The 15,812-nt window shown below is 71.1% G+C and carries 16 protein-coding genes; 6 read left to right on the top strand and 10 right to left on the bottom strand.

Annotation, left to right across the window (positions count from 1 at the left end):
* A partial coding sequence (locus DKT68_RS24885; RefSeq protein WP_201749176.1) for a cellulose binding domain-containing protein occupies positions 1-325 on the top strand: 325 nt, incomplete at its 5' end.
* Between the two features lie 56 nt (positions 326-381).
* Here DKT68_RS24885 and DKT68_RS24880 read toward each other — a convergent pair.
* From DKT68_RS24880 to DKT68_RS24850, 7 genes are all read right to left on the bottom strand, one after another.
* Positions 382-702, bottom strand: coding sequence for a DMT family transporter (locus tag DKT68_RS24880; RefSeq protein ID WP_109819808.1), 321 nt, complete (start codon positions 700-702; stop codon positions 382-384).
* A 607-nt stretch (positions 703-1,309) separates the two neighbouring features.
* The gene (locus tag DKT68_RS24875; RefSeq protein ID WP_456238188.1) at positions 1,310-2,815 is read right to left on the bottom strand and encodes a DUF6596 domain-containing protein; all 1,506 of its coding nucleotides are present in this window, start codon (positions 2,813-2,815) and stop codon (positions 1,310-1,312) included.
* A gap of 36 nt (positions 2,816-2,851) precedes the next feature.
* A complete protein-coding gene (locus DKT68_RS24870) occupies positions 2,852-3,253 on the bottom strand; it encodes a YciI family protein (RefSeq protein ID WP_109819807.1) in 402 nt (133 codons plus the stop codon).
* A gap of 104 nt (positions 3,254-3,357) precedes the next feature.
* Complete coding sequence (locus tag DKT68_RS24865; protein WP_109819806.1) at positions 3,358-5,496, bottom strand: alpha-galactosidase; 2,139 nt, start codon at positions 5,494-5,496, stop codon at positions 3,358-3,360.
* Positions 5,493-6,404 (bottom strand): carbohydrate ABC transporter permease, encoded by a 912-nt coding sequence (locus DKT68_RS24860; protein WP_109819805.1) that lies wholly within the window; start codon positions 6,402-6,404, stop codon positions 5,493-5,495. Before DKT68_RS24860 ends, DKT68_RS24865 begins: the two co-directional genes overlap by 4 nt.
* A complete protein-coding gene (locus tag DKT68_RS24855) occupies positions 6,401-7,357 on the bottom strand; it encodes a carbohydrate ABC transporter permease (protein ID WP_109819804.1) in 957 nt (318 codons plus the stop codon). The genes DKT68_RS24860 and DKT68_RS24855 overlap by 4 nt, the downstream gene beginning before the upstream one ends.
* Before the next feature lie 21 nt (positions 7,358-7,378).
* Entirely contained in the window at positions 7,379-8,704 is a 1,326-nt protein-coding gene (locus tag DKT68_RS24850; protein ID WP_109819803.1) for an ABC transporter substrate-binding protein, read from the bottom strand.
* Positions 8,705-8,987: 283 nt separating this feature from the next.
* On the opposite strand from DKT68_RS24850, the gene DKT68_RS24845 reads away from it, so the two are divergent.
* Together DKT68_RS24845 and DKT68_RS24840 are read left to right on the top strand one after the other, a co-directional pair.
* Entirely contained in the window at positions 8,988-10,991 is a 2,004-nt protein-coding gene (locus DKT68_RS24845) for a beta-galactosidase (RefSeq protein ID WP_109819802.1), read from the top strand.
* A gap of 36 nt (positions 10,992-11,027) precedes the next feature.
* Positions 11,028-11,804, top strand: coding sequence for a DeoR/GlpR family DNA-binding transcription regulator (locus DKT68_RS24840; RefSeq protein WP_109819801.1), 777 nt, complete (start codon positions 11,028-11,030; stop codon positions 11,802-11,804).
* A gap of 9 nt (positions 11,805-11,813) precedes the next feature.
* On the opposite strand, the gene DKT68_RS24835 is transcribed toward DKT68_RS24840, so the two are convergent.
* Positions 11,814-12,428, bottom strand: coding sequence for a TetR/AcrR family transcriptional regulator (locus DKT68_RS24835; RefSeq protein ID WP_109819800.1), 615 nt, complete (start codon positions 12,426-12,428; stop codon positions 11,814-11,816).
* A gap of 40 nt (positions 12,429-12,468) precedes the next feature.
* On the opposite strand from DKT68_RS24835, the gene DKT68_RS24830 reads away from it, so the two are divergent.
* Complete coding sequence (locus DKT68_RS24830; RefSeq protein WP_201749175.1) at positions 12,469-13,632, top strand: glycosyltransferase; 1,164 nt, start codon at positions 12,469-12,471, stop codon at positions 13,630-13,632.
* 15 nt (positions 13,633-13,647) lie between these two features.
* Here the strand turns inward: DKT68_RS24830 and DKT68_RS24825 are convergent, their stop codons facing one another.
* Positions 13,648-13,884, bottom strand: coding sequence for a hypothetical protein (locus DKT68_RS24825; RefSeq protein WP_109819809.1), 237 nt, complete (start codon positions 13,882-13,884; stop codon positions 13,648-13,650).
* A gap of 98 nt (positions 13,885-13,982) precedes the next feature.
* Complete coding sequence (locus DKT68_RS24820) at positions 13,983-14,240, bottom strand: DivIVA domain-containing protein (RefSeq protein WP_109819798.1); 258 nt, start codon at positions 14,238-14,240, stop codon at positions 13,983-13,985.
* Positions 14,241-14,590: 350 nt separating this feature from the next.
* On the opposite strand from DKT68_RS24820, the gene DKT68_RS24815 reads away from it, so the two are divergent.
* Together DKT68_RS24815 and DKT68_RS24810 are read left to right on the top strand one after the other, a co-directional pair.
* A complete protein-coding gene (locus tag DKT68_RS24815) occupies positions 14,591-15,454 on the top strand; it encodes a helix-turn-helix domain-containing protein (protein ID WP_109819797.1) in 864 nt (287 codons plus the stop codon).
* Positions 15,451-15,672: a DUF397 domain-containing protein gene (locus DKT68_RS24810; RefSeq protein WP_109819796.1), complete on the top strand. Its 222-nt coding sequence runs from the start codon at positions 15,451-15,453 to the stop codon at positions 15,670-15,672. Before DKT68_RS24815 ends, DKT68_RS24810 begins: the two co-directional genes overlap by 4 nt.
* The last annotated feature ends 140 nt before the right edge of the window (positions 15,673-15,812 follow it).

Genomic DNA, 15,812 nt, shown 5'->3' with positions numbered 1-15,812 from the left:
GCCCCCGACGACGCCGCCCCCGGCTGGCGGTTGCACCGCTACCTACACCATCACCAACCAGTGGCAGGGCGGCTTCCAGGGTGAGGTGAAGGTGACCGCGGGCGCGAGGGCGATCACCGGCTGGAGCGCCCGGTGGACCTTCGCCAACGGCCAGAGCGTCAGCCAGGCCTGGAACGCGACGCTGACCAGCAGCGGAGCCACGGTGACCGCGCGCAACGTGGAGTACAACGGCCGGCTGGCCGCCGGCGCCAGCGCCAGCTTCGGCTTCATCGGCGGCTGGACCGGCAGCAACGCCAGGCCGGAGGTGACCTGCACCGCGAGCTGACCGACGCGCAGGGTGGCCGGGCCCGCACCGGGCCCGGCCACCGTGACCCGTCGCGCTCAGTGCTCCCCGGCCAGGTTCACGATGACCACCCCGGCGATGATCAGCGCGATGCCGGCGAGCTTGGCCAGCCCCACCGGCTCGTTCAGGAACACCGCCCCGATCGCCACGATGGCGGCGGTGCCCAGGCCGGACCAGAGGGCGTACGCGACGCCCACCGGGATCTCCTTGACCGCCTGGGCCAGCAGGATGAACGCCAGCACGTAACCACCGAGGCAGGCCACGGTCGGCCCGAGCCGGCTGAAGCCGGCGGTGCTCTTGAGCAGGCTGGTCGCCAACACCTCGGCGGCGATGGCGATCCCCAGCAGCACGTACGCCATGCAATCCTCAGTCCTGAATGCTCGGTGGGCCGTCGCCGGTAGTCAGGCTAGCGCCGCCGTTGACGGGAATCCCGCGGCCGCGTGACGTCCGGCGGACGCCAGCGGCGGGTGCGGTGCGGTTCGGGTGCGGCGCTGGCGCCGACCCGCTGCATGTCATCCGGCTCCTTTGGAGCTGATGTCACAAACGATTCGGACCCATCCACCGGCCCGGCCTTGCGGGATCTCCGGCCTTGCGGGATCTCCGGCCTTGCGGGATCTTCGGCCTTGCGGGATCTTCGGCCTTGCGGGATCTTCGGCCTTGCGGGATCTTCGGCCTTGCGGGATCTTCGGCCTTGCGGGATCTTCGGCCTTGCGGGATCTTCGGCCCTGCGGGATCTTCGGCCCTGCGGGATCTTCGGCCCTGCGGGATCTTCGGCCCTGCGGGACCTCCGGCCCTACGGGACCGACGGGCATCCGTCGGTGAATCGTTCACGACATCAGCTCCAAAGGCGGTCCGGAGTGGGTCCGGCCCCCACGTCCAGCCGCCCATCCTCCGGTGCACCTGGAGGTCGAGGGGGTCCTCGCCTTGGGCGCGTCGGACCAACCTCGGTCCGGAGGTGGTGCGACGTCAGCTCGTGCCCGGCTCGGCCCGACCCGCCGCCGGTGCCGAGGTAGAGGTCGGACCGGCGATGGCCGGTCCAGCAGCGGCCAGGTCGCCTGGCCCAGCAGCACCGGATGGCCCGGGGGCCCGGCGGGTGCCGGCAGGTCTGACGTCCGCGGTGGCGGGTGTCGTGTCCGCGCTGGCCGGTCTGACGTCGGCGGTGGCGGGTGTCGTGTCCGCGCTGGCCGGTCTGACGTCGGCGGTGGCGGGTGTCGCGTCCGCGCTGGCCGGTCTGACGTCGGCGGTGGACGAATCGGGTTCGGCGGCGAGTCGGGCTGCCCGCATGGTGAGGTAGCGGTGCTCGGGCAGGCTGCTCGTCCGCCCGGCGGCGGCCCGGTAGTCGGCGATGGCTAGCTCCCGGTCGCCGGCCATCTCGTGCAGGTGCGCGCGGGCGGCGGGGAGCCGGTGGTGCCCGGCCAACCGGGGGTCGTCGGCCAGTGCGTCGAGGGCGGCCAGGCCGGCGGTCGGTCCGTGCACCATGGCGGTCGCCACCGCCCGGTTGAGCGCGACCACGGGGCTGCCGGCGAGTTGTTCCAGCACCTCGTAGAGCGCCAGGATCTGCGGCCAGTCGGTCGCCTCCGTGCTCGGCGCCTCGTCGTGCAGTGCGGCGATGGCGGCCTGCACCTGGTACGGGCCGACCGGCCCGCGCGGAAGCGCCCAGGTGACCAGGGCGACGCCCTCGGCTATCGCCGCCGCGTCCCAACGGGTGCGGTCCTGGTCGGCCAGCGAGATCAGCTCGCCGGAGGGGCTGGTCCGGGCCGGGCTGCGCGCCTCGGTGAGCAGCATCAGCGCCAGCAAACCGGCCGACTCGCTGTCGCCGGGCAGCAGCGCGTGCAGCGCGCGGGCCAGCCGGATGGCCTCCGTCGCCAGGTCGACCCGACGCAGGTCGGGGCCGGCGGTGCTGGTGTGCCCCTCGGTGAAGATCAGGTAGAGCACCTGGCGTACGGCCGTCAGTCGGTCGGCCCGCTCCGCCGGCTCGGGCATCCGGAACGGCAGCCCCGAGGAGCGGATGCGCTGCTTGGCCCGGCTGATGCGTTGCGCCATGGTCGCCTCGGGCACCAGGAACGCGCGGGCGATCTCGGCGGTGCTCAGCCCGCCGACCGCCCGCAGGGTCAGCGCGACGGCCGACGCGGACGTGAGAGCCGGGTGGCAGCAGAGGAGGAGCAGGACCAGGGTGTCGTCCCGCTCGGTGGTCAGTTCCTCGTCCGCAGCGGGTGCGTGCTGGCGGTCGTCCGGGGCCTCGCGGGCGACCAGGTCCTCCCGGCGGCGCCGGGCCTGCTCGCCGCGGACCAGCTCGATCATCCGGCGGTAGCCGACCTGGATCAGCCAGCCGCGCGGGTTCGCGGGCAGCCCCTCCACCGGCCACTGGGTGGCGGCGGCCAGCAGTGCCTCCTGCACGGCGTCCTCGGCGGTGGCGAAGTCACCGAACCGGCGGGCGAGCACGCCGAGGACCTGCGGCGCCAGCTCGCGCAGCAGGTCCTCGGTGCGGGGATCGGTGGTGGGCAGCTCTCACAGCTCCGGGGCTGGGGCGGACATCACCGGGTGCACCTCGATCGGCATGTTGAGGGGCCGTCCGCCGGGACCGGGCGCGGTGGAGATGTGCGCGGCGATCTGGACCGCCCGCTCCGGGGTGTCGCAGTCGACCACCCAGTAGCCGGCGAGGAACTCCTTGGTCTCGGCGAACGGCCCCTCGGTGACCACCGGGGCGCCGTCGGCCCCGGCGCGGACGATCCGGGCCTGCGCCGGGCCGCCCAGCCCCTGGCCGTCGACCCACTCGCCCTCGCTGGTGAGCTTGGCGTTCACCTCCTGCATGAAGCCGATGTGGGCGCGGATCTCCTCCGGGCTCCAGGTGTCGATGCCCGGGAAGTCGGTCCCGGCGGCGCTGAACTGCATCAGCAGCATGTACTTCATATTTCGCTCCTCACGCCTGCACACCGTCTTCGGTGCTCTCACCCTGAGGTAGAAGCAGGCGACGCGGTTCTCGACACCCCGGCCGAGAAATCTCCGGGAATCTCTCAGCCGGCGGCGGTGACCTCCAGCACCAGGCTCTGCTCGGGGTGCAACGCGGGCAGCTGCACCCCGACCCGGGCCAGTGCCGCCCCGCTGAGCGTGACGCCGTCAGCCAGCCAGGCCGGCGCGGACCGGTCGATGGTCGCCGGGGCCGGCACGTCCGACACCGGCCGCACCCGGTAACGCCGGTCCGGGTCGAGTCCGGGCAGCCGGACCACGCCCGGGGACTGCGCCACCGAGGTCGCCAGCCGCGCCACCACGTACACCGCCTGGGTGCCGTCGTGGTCGACCACGCCGTCGGCCCAGACGGCCGGATCCGGGTGGTCGACCCGGACCACCCGGCCCGCGTGCAGCAGCGGGCGGAGCCGCTTGTGCAGCGCCACCCAGGCGGCCAGCTCGGTCTGCTCGGCCGCGCTGATCGACGCGATGTCCCACTCGATGCCGTGGTGGCCGAGGAGCGCGGTGGCCGCCCGGAAGCCGAGGTCGTGCACCCGGTTGGTGGTGTGCGAGCGTTCCGGGCCGACGTGCGTGCCGACCAGCTCCGGTGGCAGCAGCAGCCCCGTCCAGCGCTGGATGCTGAGCCGTTCCAGGGCGTCGTTGCAGTCGCTGGCCCAGACGCGGTCGGTGCGCGCCAGGATGCCCAGGTCCACCCGGGCCCCGCCGGACGAACAGCTCTCGATCTCCACACCGGGATGGCGGCGACGCAGCTCGTCGAGGAGCCGGTAGACCGCGACGGTCTGCCCGTGCACCCCGGGGCGGCCGTGGTGCCCGGCCTCGGTGAGGTCCCGGTTGTGGTCCCACTTGAGGTAGCTGATGCCGGGATGCGCAGTGAGCAGTTCGTCGAGCCGTTCCAGCAGGTAGTCGTACGCCTCCGGGCGGCCCAGGTCGAGCACCTGCTGATTGCGCCAGAGTCGCGGCAGCCGGCCCGGCACGGCCAGCAGCCAGTCCGCGTGCGCCCGGAACAGGTCGGAGTCGGGGTTGACCATCTCCGGCTCGACCCAGAGGCCGAACTCCAGGCCCCGGCCGGTCACGTGGTCGATCAGCGGTTGCAGCCCGTCGGGCCAGACACCGTCGTCGACGAACCAGTCACCGAGCCCCGCGGTGTCGTCGCGCCGGCCACGGAACCAGCCGTCGTCCAGCACGAACCGCTCGACGCCGATCTGCGCGGCCCGGTCGGCGAGCGCCCGCAGCCGGTCCAGGTCGTGGTCGAAGTAGACCGCCTCCCAGACGTTCAGCGTCACGGGACGGGGGGAGCGCGGGTGCCCGGGCCGGGCCCGCAGGTGCGTGTGCAGTACGTCGCTGAGCCCGTCCAGCCCGGCGTCGGACCAGGCCGCGTAGAGCAGGGGAGTGGCGTACGACTCGCCCGGACCGAGCCGGATCTCGCCGGGGGCCAGCAACTCGCCGCCGCCCAGGGTCGACTCGCCGGTCGGCCGGCGCTCGGCGAACGTGACGTGGTCGCCGCTCCACGCGGTGTGCACCGCCCAGACCTCACCCTTGCCGAAGCTGAACCCGGCGGTGCCGGCCACCAGCAGCAGGGTGGCGTCGTGCCCGGTGCGCCCGTGTCGGCCCTCGCGGACCCAGCTGCCCTGCTGCCACTGGTGTCGCTGCGGGGACCGTTCCCGGCACCACCGGCCGGTCAGGTCGAGCAGTTCGGTGGCGACCGCCGGCACCGGCAGCACGGGCGTCAGCTCCCGCAGCTCGTACGCGCCGTCGCCGTCGTTGCGCAGCCGGTGGCGCAGGACCAGCAACCCGGTCGGGTCCACCTCGATCTCGATGGTCAGGGAGAGCTGGGCGGCCGGGTCGCTGGCCCGTACGGTCACCCGTGCCGGGCCCTCGTCGGCGGACTGCTCGACGTCGAGACCGTCCAGGCGGAACGCGGTCGACCAGCCGGTGCCGTCACGGTGCCCGGCCAGACCCGGTCGGCCGCTCCAGCCGGCGCTCGGCTCCGGCAGCAGGGAGAGCACGGTGGGCTCGTCGAAGCTGCTCGGCACCACCGGCGGTACGGTCGCGTCGAGGAGCTGCCGCAGGCCGTCGTCGTCGAGGCCGCCGATGTCGCCGCCCCAGTGCGCGACCCGGGGCAGCCCCGGGCCGCGCGCGTCGAGCACCAGGCTGGTCCGCGCGCGGCGCAGGTGCAGGATCGTCATCCTTTGGAGGCTCCCAAGGTCAGGCCCCGGACGAAGTGCCGCTGGAGCATGAAGAAAATCACCAGGGTGGGGATCGCGACGAGCACGCTGCCCGCCGAGACCAGGTTGTTGTCGGTGAAGAACTCGCCGCGCAGGTTGTTCAGTGAGCTGGTCACCGGGAACTTGTCGCCGGTGCGCATCAGGACGGTGGCCCAGAAGAACTCGTTGTAGATCCAGGTCACCTCCAGGGTCGCCAGCGCGGCCAGGGCCGGCCGGCACAGCGGCATGGTGACCTGCCAGTACTGCCGCCAGATGCTCGCCCCGTCGACCATCGCCGCCTCGTACAGGTCGCGGGGCAGCGCCTTCATGTAGTTGCTGAGCACGAAGACGCAGAACCCGCACTGGAAGGCCACGTTGATCAGGATCAGCCCCCAGTAGCTGTCGTAGAGCAGCTCGGAGTCGCTCATGAACTCCGGCAGCGGCACCTCGGTGAACAGCCGGAACAGCGGGATGAGCAGCGCCTGCTGGGGCAGCAGGTTGGCCGCGGTGAACACCCCGAGCAGGACGAGGTTGAGCTTCCAGCTGAACCGCGCGATGACGAACGCCACGCAGGAGGAGAGGAAGAGCGTCAGCAGCACCGCCGGCACGGTGATGTACACCGAGTTGAGGAAGTGCTTGCCGAACTCCGCGGTCTGCCAGGCGGTGACGTAGTTGTCGATGGTCCAGCCGCCGAACGAGACGTAGCCGTTGGCGGCGGTGTACTCGTAGGAGCGCAGCGACGTCAGCACCGCCCAGGCGATCGGGAAGAGCCAGGTCAGCGCGACGGCGATGAGGAAGCCGTGCAGCAGCAGCCGCAGCGGGGTCAGCTTGCGGCGGGGCGGGGCCTCGACCCCACCCTCGGTACGCCGGGTCGCGGTCGCGGTGCTCATTGCCGGTTCTCCCTCATCACGGTCGCCAGGTAGATGGTGATGAAGACCAGCGAGACGACCAGCATGATGGTGGCCAGCGCCGAGCCGAACCCGATCCGGCTCGCCTCGCCCACCACGTTCTGGGTGACCAGGGCGGAGATCAGCTCCAACCCGTTACGGCCCTTGTTGACCACCCAGACCAGGTCGAACGCGCGCAGCGACTCGATCACCGTCACCACCAGCACGATGATGTTGATCGGCCGCATCACCGGGAACACCACCCGGAAGAACGTGCGGCTCTCCGAGGCGCCGTCGACCGCGGCGGCCTCCCGCAGCGACGGGTCGACCCCCTTCAGGCCGGCCAGGTAGAGCAGCATGATGTAGCCGACGTGCCGCCATCCGGAGGCGACCATGACCGCCCAGATGTTGACGTTCGAGTCGCCGTACCAGTCGATGTTGCTGCCGAAGACCGCGTTGATCAGACCCTGGTCGCGGGAGTAGAGCAGCTGCCAGACGAAGCCGATCAGCGCCAGCGAGAGCACCACCGGCAGGTAGAGCGCGGTCTGGTAGAAGCGGCTGCCCCGCAACTCCTTGTCGAGCAGGACGGCCAGGAACATGCCGAAGGGGGTGGCGACGACGAACAGCGCCGCCAGCCAGAGCAGGTTGTGCTGGACCGCGGGCATGAACGGCGGGTAGTTGTTCACCACGTCGCTGTAGTTGCGGGCGCCGACGAACTCGATTTCGTTCAGGGGGCCGATGCCGTCCCAGTTGGTGCCGGAGAGCAGCACCGTGGCCGCCGCCGGCAGCCAGACGAACCCGGTGACGAGCAGCAGAGGGACGAGCACCATCAGCGTGATGACCACGCGGTCGGTGCGGGACAGGAGCCGTAGCCGCCGGCGACGACCACCCGTGGAGGTGGTCGCGGCCGGCGGCGGCACGGCGCGATCCGCTTGGATCAGGGGCAGGTCGGACACGATGTCCTCCCCCTTCCGCCGTCAGTCGGTGAAGATCGACTTCTTCTGGCTCTCGATGCTCGAGGTCAGCCCGCCGATGTCCTTGGGGTCCTTGATGAACTGCTGGAGCGCCGGGATGATCACCGTGGAGGCGAAGTCCGGCCGGGTGTCCCGGTCGAGGAACTGGGCGATCTCGGTCGCCGAGCCGACCAGCTCGGCCGCCTTCTTCTGGAGTGCGGTGTAGCCGCTGACGTCCGCGCCGGTGTTGGCCACCAGGGTGGCCGGGTCGTTCTTGACCGTGATGTCCGCGGCGGCCTTGCCGCCGAGGTACTCCAGCAGCTTCCGGGCGTTGGCCTCGTTCTTGGGCTTGCGGGCCATCATGTAGCCGTCGATCGGGGCGTCCAGGGCCTTGGCGCCGATCGCCGGGTCGATCTCGGGGAACGTGAAGAAGTCGAGGTCGTTCTGCTCCTCGTTGCTGAACTGCTGGCCGACGAACAGACCGAGCAGGTACATGCCGCTCTTCTTTTGCTGCAACGACTGCGCGGCTTCCTGCCAGGTGCGGCCGAGGCTGTCCGGCTGGTGCAGGGGGAGCAGGCCGGCCCAGGTGTCGAAGACCTTCTTGACCTTGTCGGAGGTCCAGGCCTCCTTGCCGGCCATCAGGTCGATGTGGAACTGGTAGCCGTTGATCCGCAGGTTGAGGATGTCGAAGGTGCCCATCGCCGGCCAGCCGTCCTTGTCGGCGAAGGCGATCGGGGTCAGGCCGTCCCTCTTCATCTGGCCGGCGAGGGCGGTGAACTCGTCGAGGGTCTTCGGCGTCTGGTAGCCGTGCTGCTGCCAGACCGACTTGCGGTAGAAGACCGCCCACGGGTAGTACGACGCCGGGACGAAGTACTGCTTGCCGTCGTCCGCGGTGGACGCCTTCTTGAAGGCGTCGGAGTAGCCCGAGAGCTTGCCCCACACGTCGCTGATGTCGCTGGCCAGGCCCTTCTGGGCGAAGAAGCGCATCCGGTAGCCGGCGAACCAGGTGAACACGTCGTCCGGCTTGCCCTGCAGGTAGTTGTTGATGTTCTCCTGGAACGTGTTGTGGTCGACCGTGTTCACCGCGACCTGGATGCCGGACGAGGTCTTGAAACCGTCCGTGACCTTGGCGACGACGTCCTTCGGTTTCGGGTCGGACTGGTTAGAGCCGAGGGACACGTCCTTCGAGTCGGACCCGCCGGAGTCGTCGCCGCAGCCGGCGAGCAGGCCGGTGCCGAGCAGCGCGCCGGTGCCGGCCGCGCCGGCCAGCAGCGAGCGCCGGTTGATGCCGGCTACGGAGGGCGGTACGAGCCGAGCGAGGTACTCGGCTTGGGATCGGGGACGGGACATCTGTGCCTCCTGCGGATGAAGAGGTGCTACGCCCAAGGGCCGTCAGGGTGGTGAAGGCAGGTTCGGCGCCGTGAATACACATCGGGATCCCACGAGAATCCACATTGGCAAACACGAACGGCCATTGGGGCCTCAAGCTACCCGTCCGCCGGGCGCTGTCAAGAGGGCAGTTCGCCTCCCGGAACCCAGTCGTGACACGGCTGTTACGTGGTAAACGTTGGAAAAGAAATCGATGTTGGAACCTGTTGACTTCCGTGGCTTGCCAGGTGCACCCTCAGCTCTCATGCGGCGATGGCAGGGTGACGGCATCTATTTCGGCGGCGACTACAACCCCGAGCAGTGGCCCGAGCAGACCTGGTCGGAGGACGTCGAGCTGATGCGCCGGGCCGGGGTCAACCTGGTCTCCGTCGGCATCTTCTCCTGGGCCCTGCTGGAGCCCACTCCGGGCCGGTTCGAGTTCGGCTGGCTGGACCGCGTGCTGGACCTGCTGCACGACGGCGGTATCCAGGTCGACCTCGCCACCGCCACCGCCAGCCCGCCACCGTGGTTGGCCCGCGCGTACCCGGAGACGCTGCCCCGCCGGGCCGACGGCGCGATCCTCTGGCCCGGTGGGCGGCAGGCGTACTGCCCCAGCTCCCCGATGTTCCGCGAGCGGTCGCTCGAGCTGGTCCGGGCGGTCGCCGGCCGGTACGCCGAGCACCCGGCCGTGGTGATGTGGCACGTCTCCAACGAGCTGGGCTGCCACAACGTGCACTGCTACTGCGACGTGAGCGCCGAGGCGTTCCGTGGCTGGCTGCGCGAACGCTACGGCGACCTGGACCGGCTCAACGCCGCCTGGGGCACCGCGTTCTGGAGCCAGCGTTACGGCGACTGGGCCGAGATCAACCCGCCGCGCACCGCGCCGACCTTCGCCAACCCCACCCAGCAGCTGGACTTCCTGCGCTTCTCCTCCGACGAGCAGCGTGCCCAACTGCGTGCCGAACGCGAGCTCTTGAAGACGTTGGTCCGCCAGCCGGTGACCACCAACTTCATGATCGGCACCGGGATCAAGCACATGGACTACCACTCCTGGGCCGACGACGTGGACCTGGTCTCCAACGACCACTACCTGACCGCCGCCGACCCGCAGGCGCACCTCGGGCTGGCGCTCTCGGCCGACCACACCCGCGGCGTCGCCGGTGGCGACCCGTGGCTGCTGATGGAGCACTCCACCAGCGCCGTCAACTGGCAGCCGCGCAACGTCGCCAAGCTGCCGGGTCAGCTGCGCCGCAACAGCCTGGCGCACGTGGCCCGCGGCGCCGACGGTGTGCTGTTCTTCCAGTGGCGGGCCTCCCGGGCCGGCGCCGAGAAGTTCCACTCCGCGCTGGTGCCGCACGCCGGCCCGGAGACCAAGGTGTTCCGCGAGGTCTGCCAGCTCGGCGCGGACCTCGCGGCACTCGCCGAGGTACGCGGCAGCCGGGTGGACGCCGACGTGGCCATCCTGTTCGACTGGGAGGCGTGGTGGGGCGTCGAGCTCGACTCGCACCCGAGCGTCGACGTCCGCTACGCCGACCGGCTCACCGCTCTCTACGGCGCGCTGTGGCGGTCCGGCGTGACCGCCGACATCGTTCACCCGTCGGCCGACCTCACCGGCTACCGGCTGGTCCTGGCGCCCACCCTCTACCTGGTCCGTGACGCCGACGCCGAGGCGCTGCGCCGGTTCATCGAGGCCGGTGGCACCGCGGCGATCACCTACTTCAGCGGCATCGTGGACGAGAACGACCACATCCGTCTGGGCGGCTACCCGGGCGCGTTCCGGGAGCTGCTCGGCGTACGGACCGAGGAGTTCTTCCCGCTGCGCGAGGGCGAGCAGGTCCGGCTGGACGACGGCGGCACGGCCGACGTGTGGACCGAGTGGCTGCACCCGGAGGGCGCCGAGGTGCTCGCCTCGTACACCGACGGGCCGTTGCCGGGCGTGCCGGCGCTGACCCGGCATGCGGTCGGCGCGGGCGCCGCCTGGTACGTCGGCACCCGGCTGGACGAGCCGGCCACCGACCGCCTGGTCGCCCGGCTGGTCGACGAGGCCGGTGTCCGCCCGGCGGCGTCGGCGCCGGCCGGGGTGGAGGTGGTGCGGCGCCGCGACGGCGAGCGGAGCTGGCTGTTCGCGATCAACCACACCGACACCGAGGTGCGGCTCGCGGTCGCCGGCACGGAGCTGTTGACCGGAGCGCGGTGTGCCGGTGAGCTGACAGTGCCGGCCGGCGACGTGGCCGTGGTCCGGGAGGACCGGGCCGACGATCCGGCCTGACCCGGCGACAGTCATCGCGCGAAGGAGGTTCCCCAGATGCTCGCCCAGCAGCGGCAGACCGCCATCCTCGATCTGATCCGCCAGCGTGGCGGCGTACGGGTGAGCCACCTGGTCAGCCGGTTCGGCGTCTCCGACATGACGATCCGGCGCGACCTGGAGGTGCTGGCCGAACGCGGCCTGGTGGACAAGGTGCACGGCGGCGCGACACTGGCCGGGCCGGGTTCCGCCGAGGAGCCCGGGTTCGCCGCGAAGTCGATCCGCCAGCAGGCGGAGAAGCGGGCCATCGCCGAGCGGGCGGCGACCATGGTGGAGCCGGGGATGGCCATCGCGCTCTCCGCCGGCACCACCACCGCCGCGCTGGCCACCCTGCTCTCCGACGTACGTGGGCTGACCGTGGTGACCAACTCGATCCCGGTGGCCGACGCGCTCTACCAGAATCCCCGTGCCGACCAGACGGTGGTGCTGACCGGCGGCATCCGGACCCCGTCGGACGCGCTCACCGGGCCGGTGGCCGAGACGGCGATCAGCGCCCTCAACGTCGACCTGCTCTTCCTGGGCGTGCACGGGCTCAGCCCCCGCACCGGCTTCACCACGCCCAACCTGCTGGAGGCCGGGGTCAACCGGTGCCTCATCGGGGCCGCCCGCCGGCTGGTGGTGCTCGCCGACCACACCAAGTGGGAGACCATCGGCATCGCCACCATCGCCCCGTTGGAGGCCGCCGACGTGCTGATCACCGACGTCGGGTTGCCGGCGGAGGCGCGTACCGCGATCGGCGAGCAGGTCGGCGAGCTGGTCATCGTGGACGGCGGCTGAGGGCGCCTCTCACGCCCGGAGCAGCGCCTCGCCGGCCCGGTCGACCAGCCACCGTTCCGCCTCGTCGTACGACCAGCCGCCCTCGTCGACGAGTTGCGGCCAGGAGTGCAGCCCGAAATAGAACCAGAGCACCTGGGTGGCCTGCTCGACAGTGAGGCCCGGTCGGAGGGCGCGAAGGTCGTTCAGTCGTACCGCGCCCACCCGTAGCGCCTGCCGGTAGGCCGCCGCACCGTCCCGCGCCGCCGCCGCAGCGCTCGCTGTCATGCCGGCCGCGGCCCGCATCAGCCGGATCGTGTCGGGCCGGCTCTGGTGGCCGTGCCGCGTCCCGGCGCCGACCAGACGCAGGACCTCGCCGGGGTCGGCGGCGACCGCGGTCGCCGCGACCGTCCGGGCCGTCTCCGGGTCGTTCACACCCGCCTCGATCAGCGCCCGCAGCAGGGTCGGCTTGCCGCCGACGCTGGTGTACACGGTCGCGACGGCCACCCGGGCGCGGGCGGCGATGTCGTTGACCGTCGTGGCGGCGTACCCCTGGGTGATGAAGAGATCCTGGGCGGCTTCCAAGATCAACCTGCGGGTCTGCTCGGCGCTCTCCTGGCGCCGGCTGGCGCGGGGTTGAGCGGCCATCAGGGCACTATACGGCGCACTTCATCAGAAGGGTATTCTGATGACTATGCGATTCCTCTTCTCAATGACGCCCGCCTTCGGGCACTTCCTCCCGCTGCTTCCCCTGGCCCGCGCGTTCCGACGCCAGGGGCACGACGTGGCGGTCGTCAGCGCCGCGGGCATGAGCCCGCTCGTCGCGCCCGAGGGATTCGAGCTGCTGCCGGCCGGACCCATGCCGGACGTGCTCTTCGCCGAGGTGGGACGCAAGCTGGGGATCAACCCCGCGACCGAGCCCACCCCGGAGGCGGTCGCCGAGTTCTTCGCCGGTGTCCGGGTCGACCTGAGCGCCGACGAGGCGCTGGCGCAGGCGAAGCGCTGGCAGCCGGACCTGATCGTCAACGAGATGGTCGACTTCGTGGGCCCGCTGGTCGCGGTCAGCCTCGGCGTACCCCTGGCGACCCTCGCCTTCGGGCCGGCGGTGCCGGCCGAGTTCACCGACGCGCTGACCGCCGTGGTCCGCTCCCGCTACGAGGAGCGGGGGTTGTCGGCGCCGGAGCGCACCCCGTCGGGCCGGTGGCTGCTGGACACCTGCCCGCCCGGACTCCAGTTCCCGGACGTCGCCGTACCCCCGAGCGTGGAGCGGATCGCGCTGCGACCGGAACCGCACCAGGCGCTCGACGCCCCCACCACCAGCGGCGGCGCCACCCCGCCGGCCGACGGCCGCCCCCGCGTGCTGGTGAGCTTCGGTACGGTCTTCGCCGACCCGGCCGTGGTCGGCCCGCTGCTGGGCGCCCTCACCGACCTCGACGTCGACGTGCTGGCCACGCTCGGCCTGGACGGCAAGCCGCAGGACTACCAGCTCGACTCGGACCGGGTGGAGTTCAGCCCCTTCGTGCCGCTCGCGCAGCTGCTGGAGAACGTCACCGCGGTCATCTCGCACGGCGGCGCCGGCACCACCCTCGGCACGCTGGCCCGCGGCATCCCGATGGTGGTCGTGCCGCAGGGCGCCGACCAGTTCATCCAGGCCGACCGGGTCGCGGCGTCCGGGGCGGGCCTCGCACTGGCACCCGGCCAGGCCGAGCCGGCGGCGATCGCGGCGGCACTGCGCCGGCTGCTCGACGAGCCGACGTTCACCGCCGAGGCGCGCCGGATCAGCGCCGAGGTCGCCGCGATGCCATCCCCCGACGAGGTGGCCGAGCGGCTCCGCGCCGAGGTCACCGGATAGCTCGCGGGATTCTGACTAGGGGTCGCTGGCGGGCAGGCAGGGTCCGCGGTGGCCGGCCCGGCGCGCGCACCGGCGGCGTTCCGGCATGATCCGGTCGCAGAACACCCAATGCCGTACGTGCTGCGCGTCCTCCGCAGAGACGGTGGCGCCGGCGACGTCGACCTGCGGCGTCGCGGCCAGCGACCGGGCGAGCGTACGGGCCAGGTCCAGCGCCCCGGCCAGGTCGGCGACCGCCACCGGCAGGTGGATCACGTGCCGGGGCGGCGGCTCCGCCGGTTCGGTGAACGCCCGCACCGCGATGCGCGGCAGCGGTGCGAAAACCCCGCTGTACTGGTGCTCCCACCCCCGGCTCACCCGTCACCCCGGCGAGCCTGAGCGCTCTGCCAGTCCCGCAGCGCCCGCTTGACCCGGGCGTTCTCCTCGCTCAGCCGGGCCAGATCATGGTGCAGCGTGGTCAGGTCCAACGCGACACGGTGCAGGAACCTCCGTACCTCCCGGGGGTCGAGACCCCGCCGGCCGAAGCCGACGGCGGTGAACTGACGGTCGCGGACCTGGCTCGGGTGCAGCCGGGCCAGTCGGGTGCCGTCGTAGAGCGTCCCTCGGGTCATCGGTCACCTCTCTCGTCGTCGGCGGATTCGGGCGGCCCGTGCCGTTGAGGGCGGGTCAGGGTCGCGGGGACGCCCTTTTCCGTGGTACGTATTCGTCAAGTCGGTTCGGAGCCGGGATTGACGCATCCCGACGCTCTAGTTGAGACCCGACGAGAGCCGGTATGCGCCTGCCACTCGCGAGGCCGTCTCTCGTCACCTTCTCGGCTGTTGGCACAGCCGCGGTTGCCGTGTTTGCACCGGGCGTCCCCGGGGGCCGGCGATCACCTCACCCGAAGGCCACGTTTCCAGTGGCCAGGAACTGGAGCAATGGTTCCTGCGCGGGCCTCGCCAACCGATTCGAGAGGTGGATCATGCCGCACAAGCCGTTCATCAGGACCCTGCGGGCGCAATGGCTCGGTCAGCAGTTGCGGACCCTGCGGGAGGAGCGGGGGATGACACTGAAACTGGTTGCCGAGCACCTGCAACGTGACATGTCCGCGCTTGGCCGCTACGAGCGCGCGGACTGGCCGATCCGTAAGGGTGACGTCATCGCGTTGCTGGACCTATACGGGTTCCACCACGCGGCCGAGCGCGCCCGTCTGCTGGCGCTTGCCGAGGAGGTCTGGCGCACCGACCGGTGGGATGAGAACTACGGCGACGTTGTCGACGCATCGTTCATCGAATATCCCTGGTTGGAAGGTCGCGCAGAGCAGGTCTGCTGCTTCCATCTCACGCTGATCCCGGGGCTGCTTCAGACCCGGGAGTACGCCGAGGCCGTGATTCGTAACGCCGCAGAACCGAGGGCGACCGAGGCGACGATCAGCCGGTGGGTCGAGCTTCGAATGACCCGCCAAGAAGTGCTGAAACGAAGCCGGCCGCTCACAATCTCCACGGTGATCGACGAAGCGGCAGTGCGTCGGCAGGTTGGCGGGCCCGAGGTGCTGCGCCGGCAACTGCACCACCTCGTGCAGGCGCAGCGGCTGCGCAACGTGGCGATCAGAGTCATGCCGTCCGACGTCGCCCTGCATCAGGGGCTTGACGGCACGTTCTGGATATTCCGCCTGCCAGAACCGTATCCTGCGGTTGCCTACGTGGAGTCTCTGGGAGGGCGGCTCTACCTGGAGTCGCCAAAGGTTGAGCGGTTCGTTCGTACCTACGGTCGCCTGCTGGATTCTGCGCTCAGCGAGAGCGAGTCAACCAAGTTGATCACGAGCATCGCGGAGGAGTTGTCATGAGCGGAAGCATGCCCAACGTGGCCTGGCACATCAGCAGCAAGAGCGATAGCAACGGCGGTAGCTGTGTCGAGGCGGGACCCATCCTGGACGGTTCGGGCCGGGTGGCTGTGCGGGACACAAAGGACCGCGCGGCGGCGGCCCTCGTCTACCCGGCCGACGGATGGACGGCCTTCGTCGGCGCGGTGAAGCACGGCGAGTTCGGCCACACCACCCGCTGACTCACCATCCCGTCACCGCCCGAGCGCGCCACCCCCATCCGGTGTTGATCAAGAAGTTTGCGTCATCGACGACGCAATTCTTGACGGAAACCTCTTGATCACGAGGCGGGGGCGGGGGGTCTAGGCTGTCTCTTATACAC

Origin of the sequence: Micromonospora acroterricola, from assembly GCF_003172955.1 — a bacterium.
Lineage (GTDB): Bacteria > Actinomycetota > Actinomycetes > Mycobacteriales > Micromonosporaceae > Micromonospora > Micromonospora acroterricola.
This window is presented reverse-complemented; position numbering and strand designations above follow the sequence as displayed.

What these genes read in the sequence shown, in the direction of transcription:
- DKT68_RS24865 (WP_109819806.1), bottom strand. Translation starts at nt 5,496, where the DNA reads ATGACGATCCTGCACCTGCGCCGCGCGCGGACCAGCCTGGTGCTCGAC.
- DKT68_RS24870 (WP_109819807.1), bottom strand. Translation starts at nt 3,253, where the DNA reads ATGAAGTACATGCTGCTGATGCAGTTCAGCGCCGCCGGGACCGACTTC.
- DKT68_RS24840 (WP_109819801.1), top strand. Translation starts at nt 11,028, where the DNA reads ATGCTCGCCCAGCAGCGGCAGACCGCCATCCTCGATCTGATCCGCCAG.
- DKT68_RS24880 (WP_109819808.1), bottom strand. Translation starts at nt 702, where the DNA reads ATGGCGTACGTGCTGCTGGGGATCGCCATCGCCGCCGAGGTGTTGGCG.
- DKT68_RS24830 (WP_201749175.1), top strand. Translation starts at nt 12,469, where the DNA reads ATGACTATGCGATTCCTCTTCTCAATGACGCCCGCCTTCGGGCACTTC.
- DKT68_RS24820 (WP_109819798.1), bottom strand. Translation starts at nt 14,240, where the DNA reads ATGACCCGAGGGACGCTCTACGACGGCACCCGACTGGCCCGGCTGCAC.
- DKT68_RS24810 (WP_109819796.1), top strand. Translation starts at nt 15,451, where the DNA reads ATGAGCGGAAGCATGCCCAACGTGGCCTGGCACATCAGCAGCAAGAGC.
- DKT68_RS24815 (WP_109819797.1), top strand. Translation starts at nt 14,591, where the DNA reads ATGCCGCACAAGCCGTTCATCAGGACCCTGCGGGCGCAATGGCTCGGT.
- DKT68_RS24860 (WP_109819805.1), bottom strand. Translation starts at nt 6,404, where the DNA reads ATGAGCACCGCGACCGCGACCCGGCGTACCGAGGGTGGGGTCGAGGCC.
- DKT68_RS24850 (WP_109819803.1), bottom strand. Translation starts at nt 8,704, where the DNA reads ATGTCCCGTCCCCGATCCCAAGCCGAGTACCTCGCTCGGCTCGTACCG.
- DKT68_RS24835 (WP_109819800.1), bottom strand. Translation starts at nt 12,428, where the DNA reads ATGGCCGCTCAACCCCGCGCCAGCCGGCGCCAGGAGAGCGCCGAGCAG.
- DKT68_RS24845 (WP_109819802.1), top strand. Translation starts at nt 8,988, where the DNA reads ATGCGGCGATGGCAGGGTGACGGCATCTATTTCGGCGGCGACTACAAC.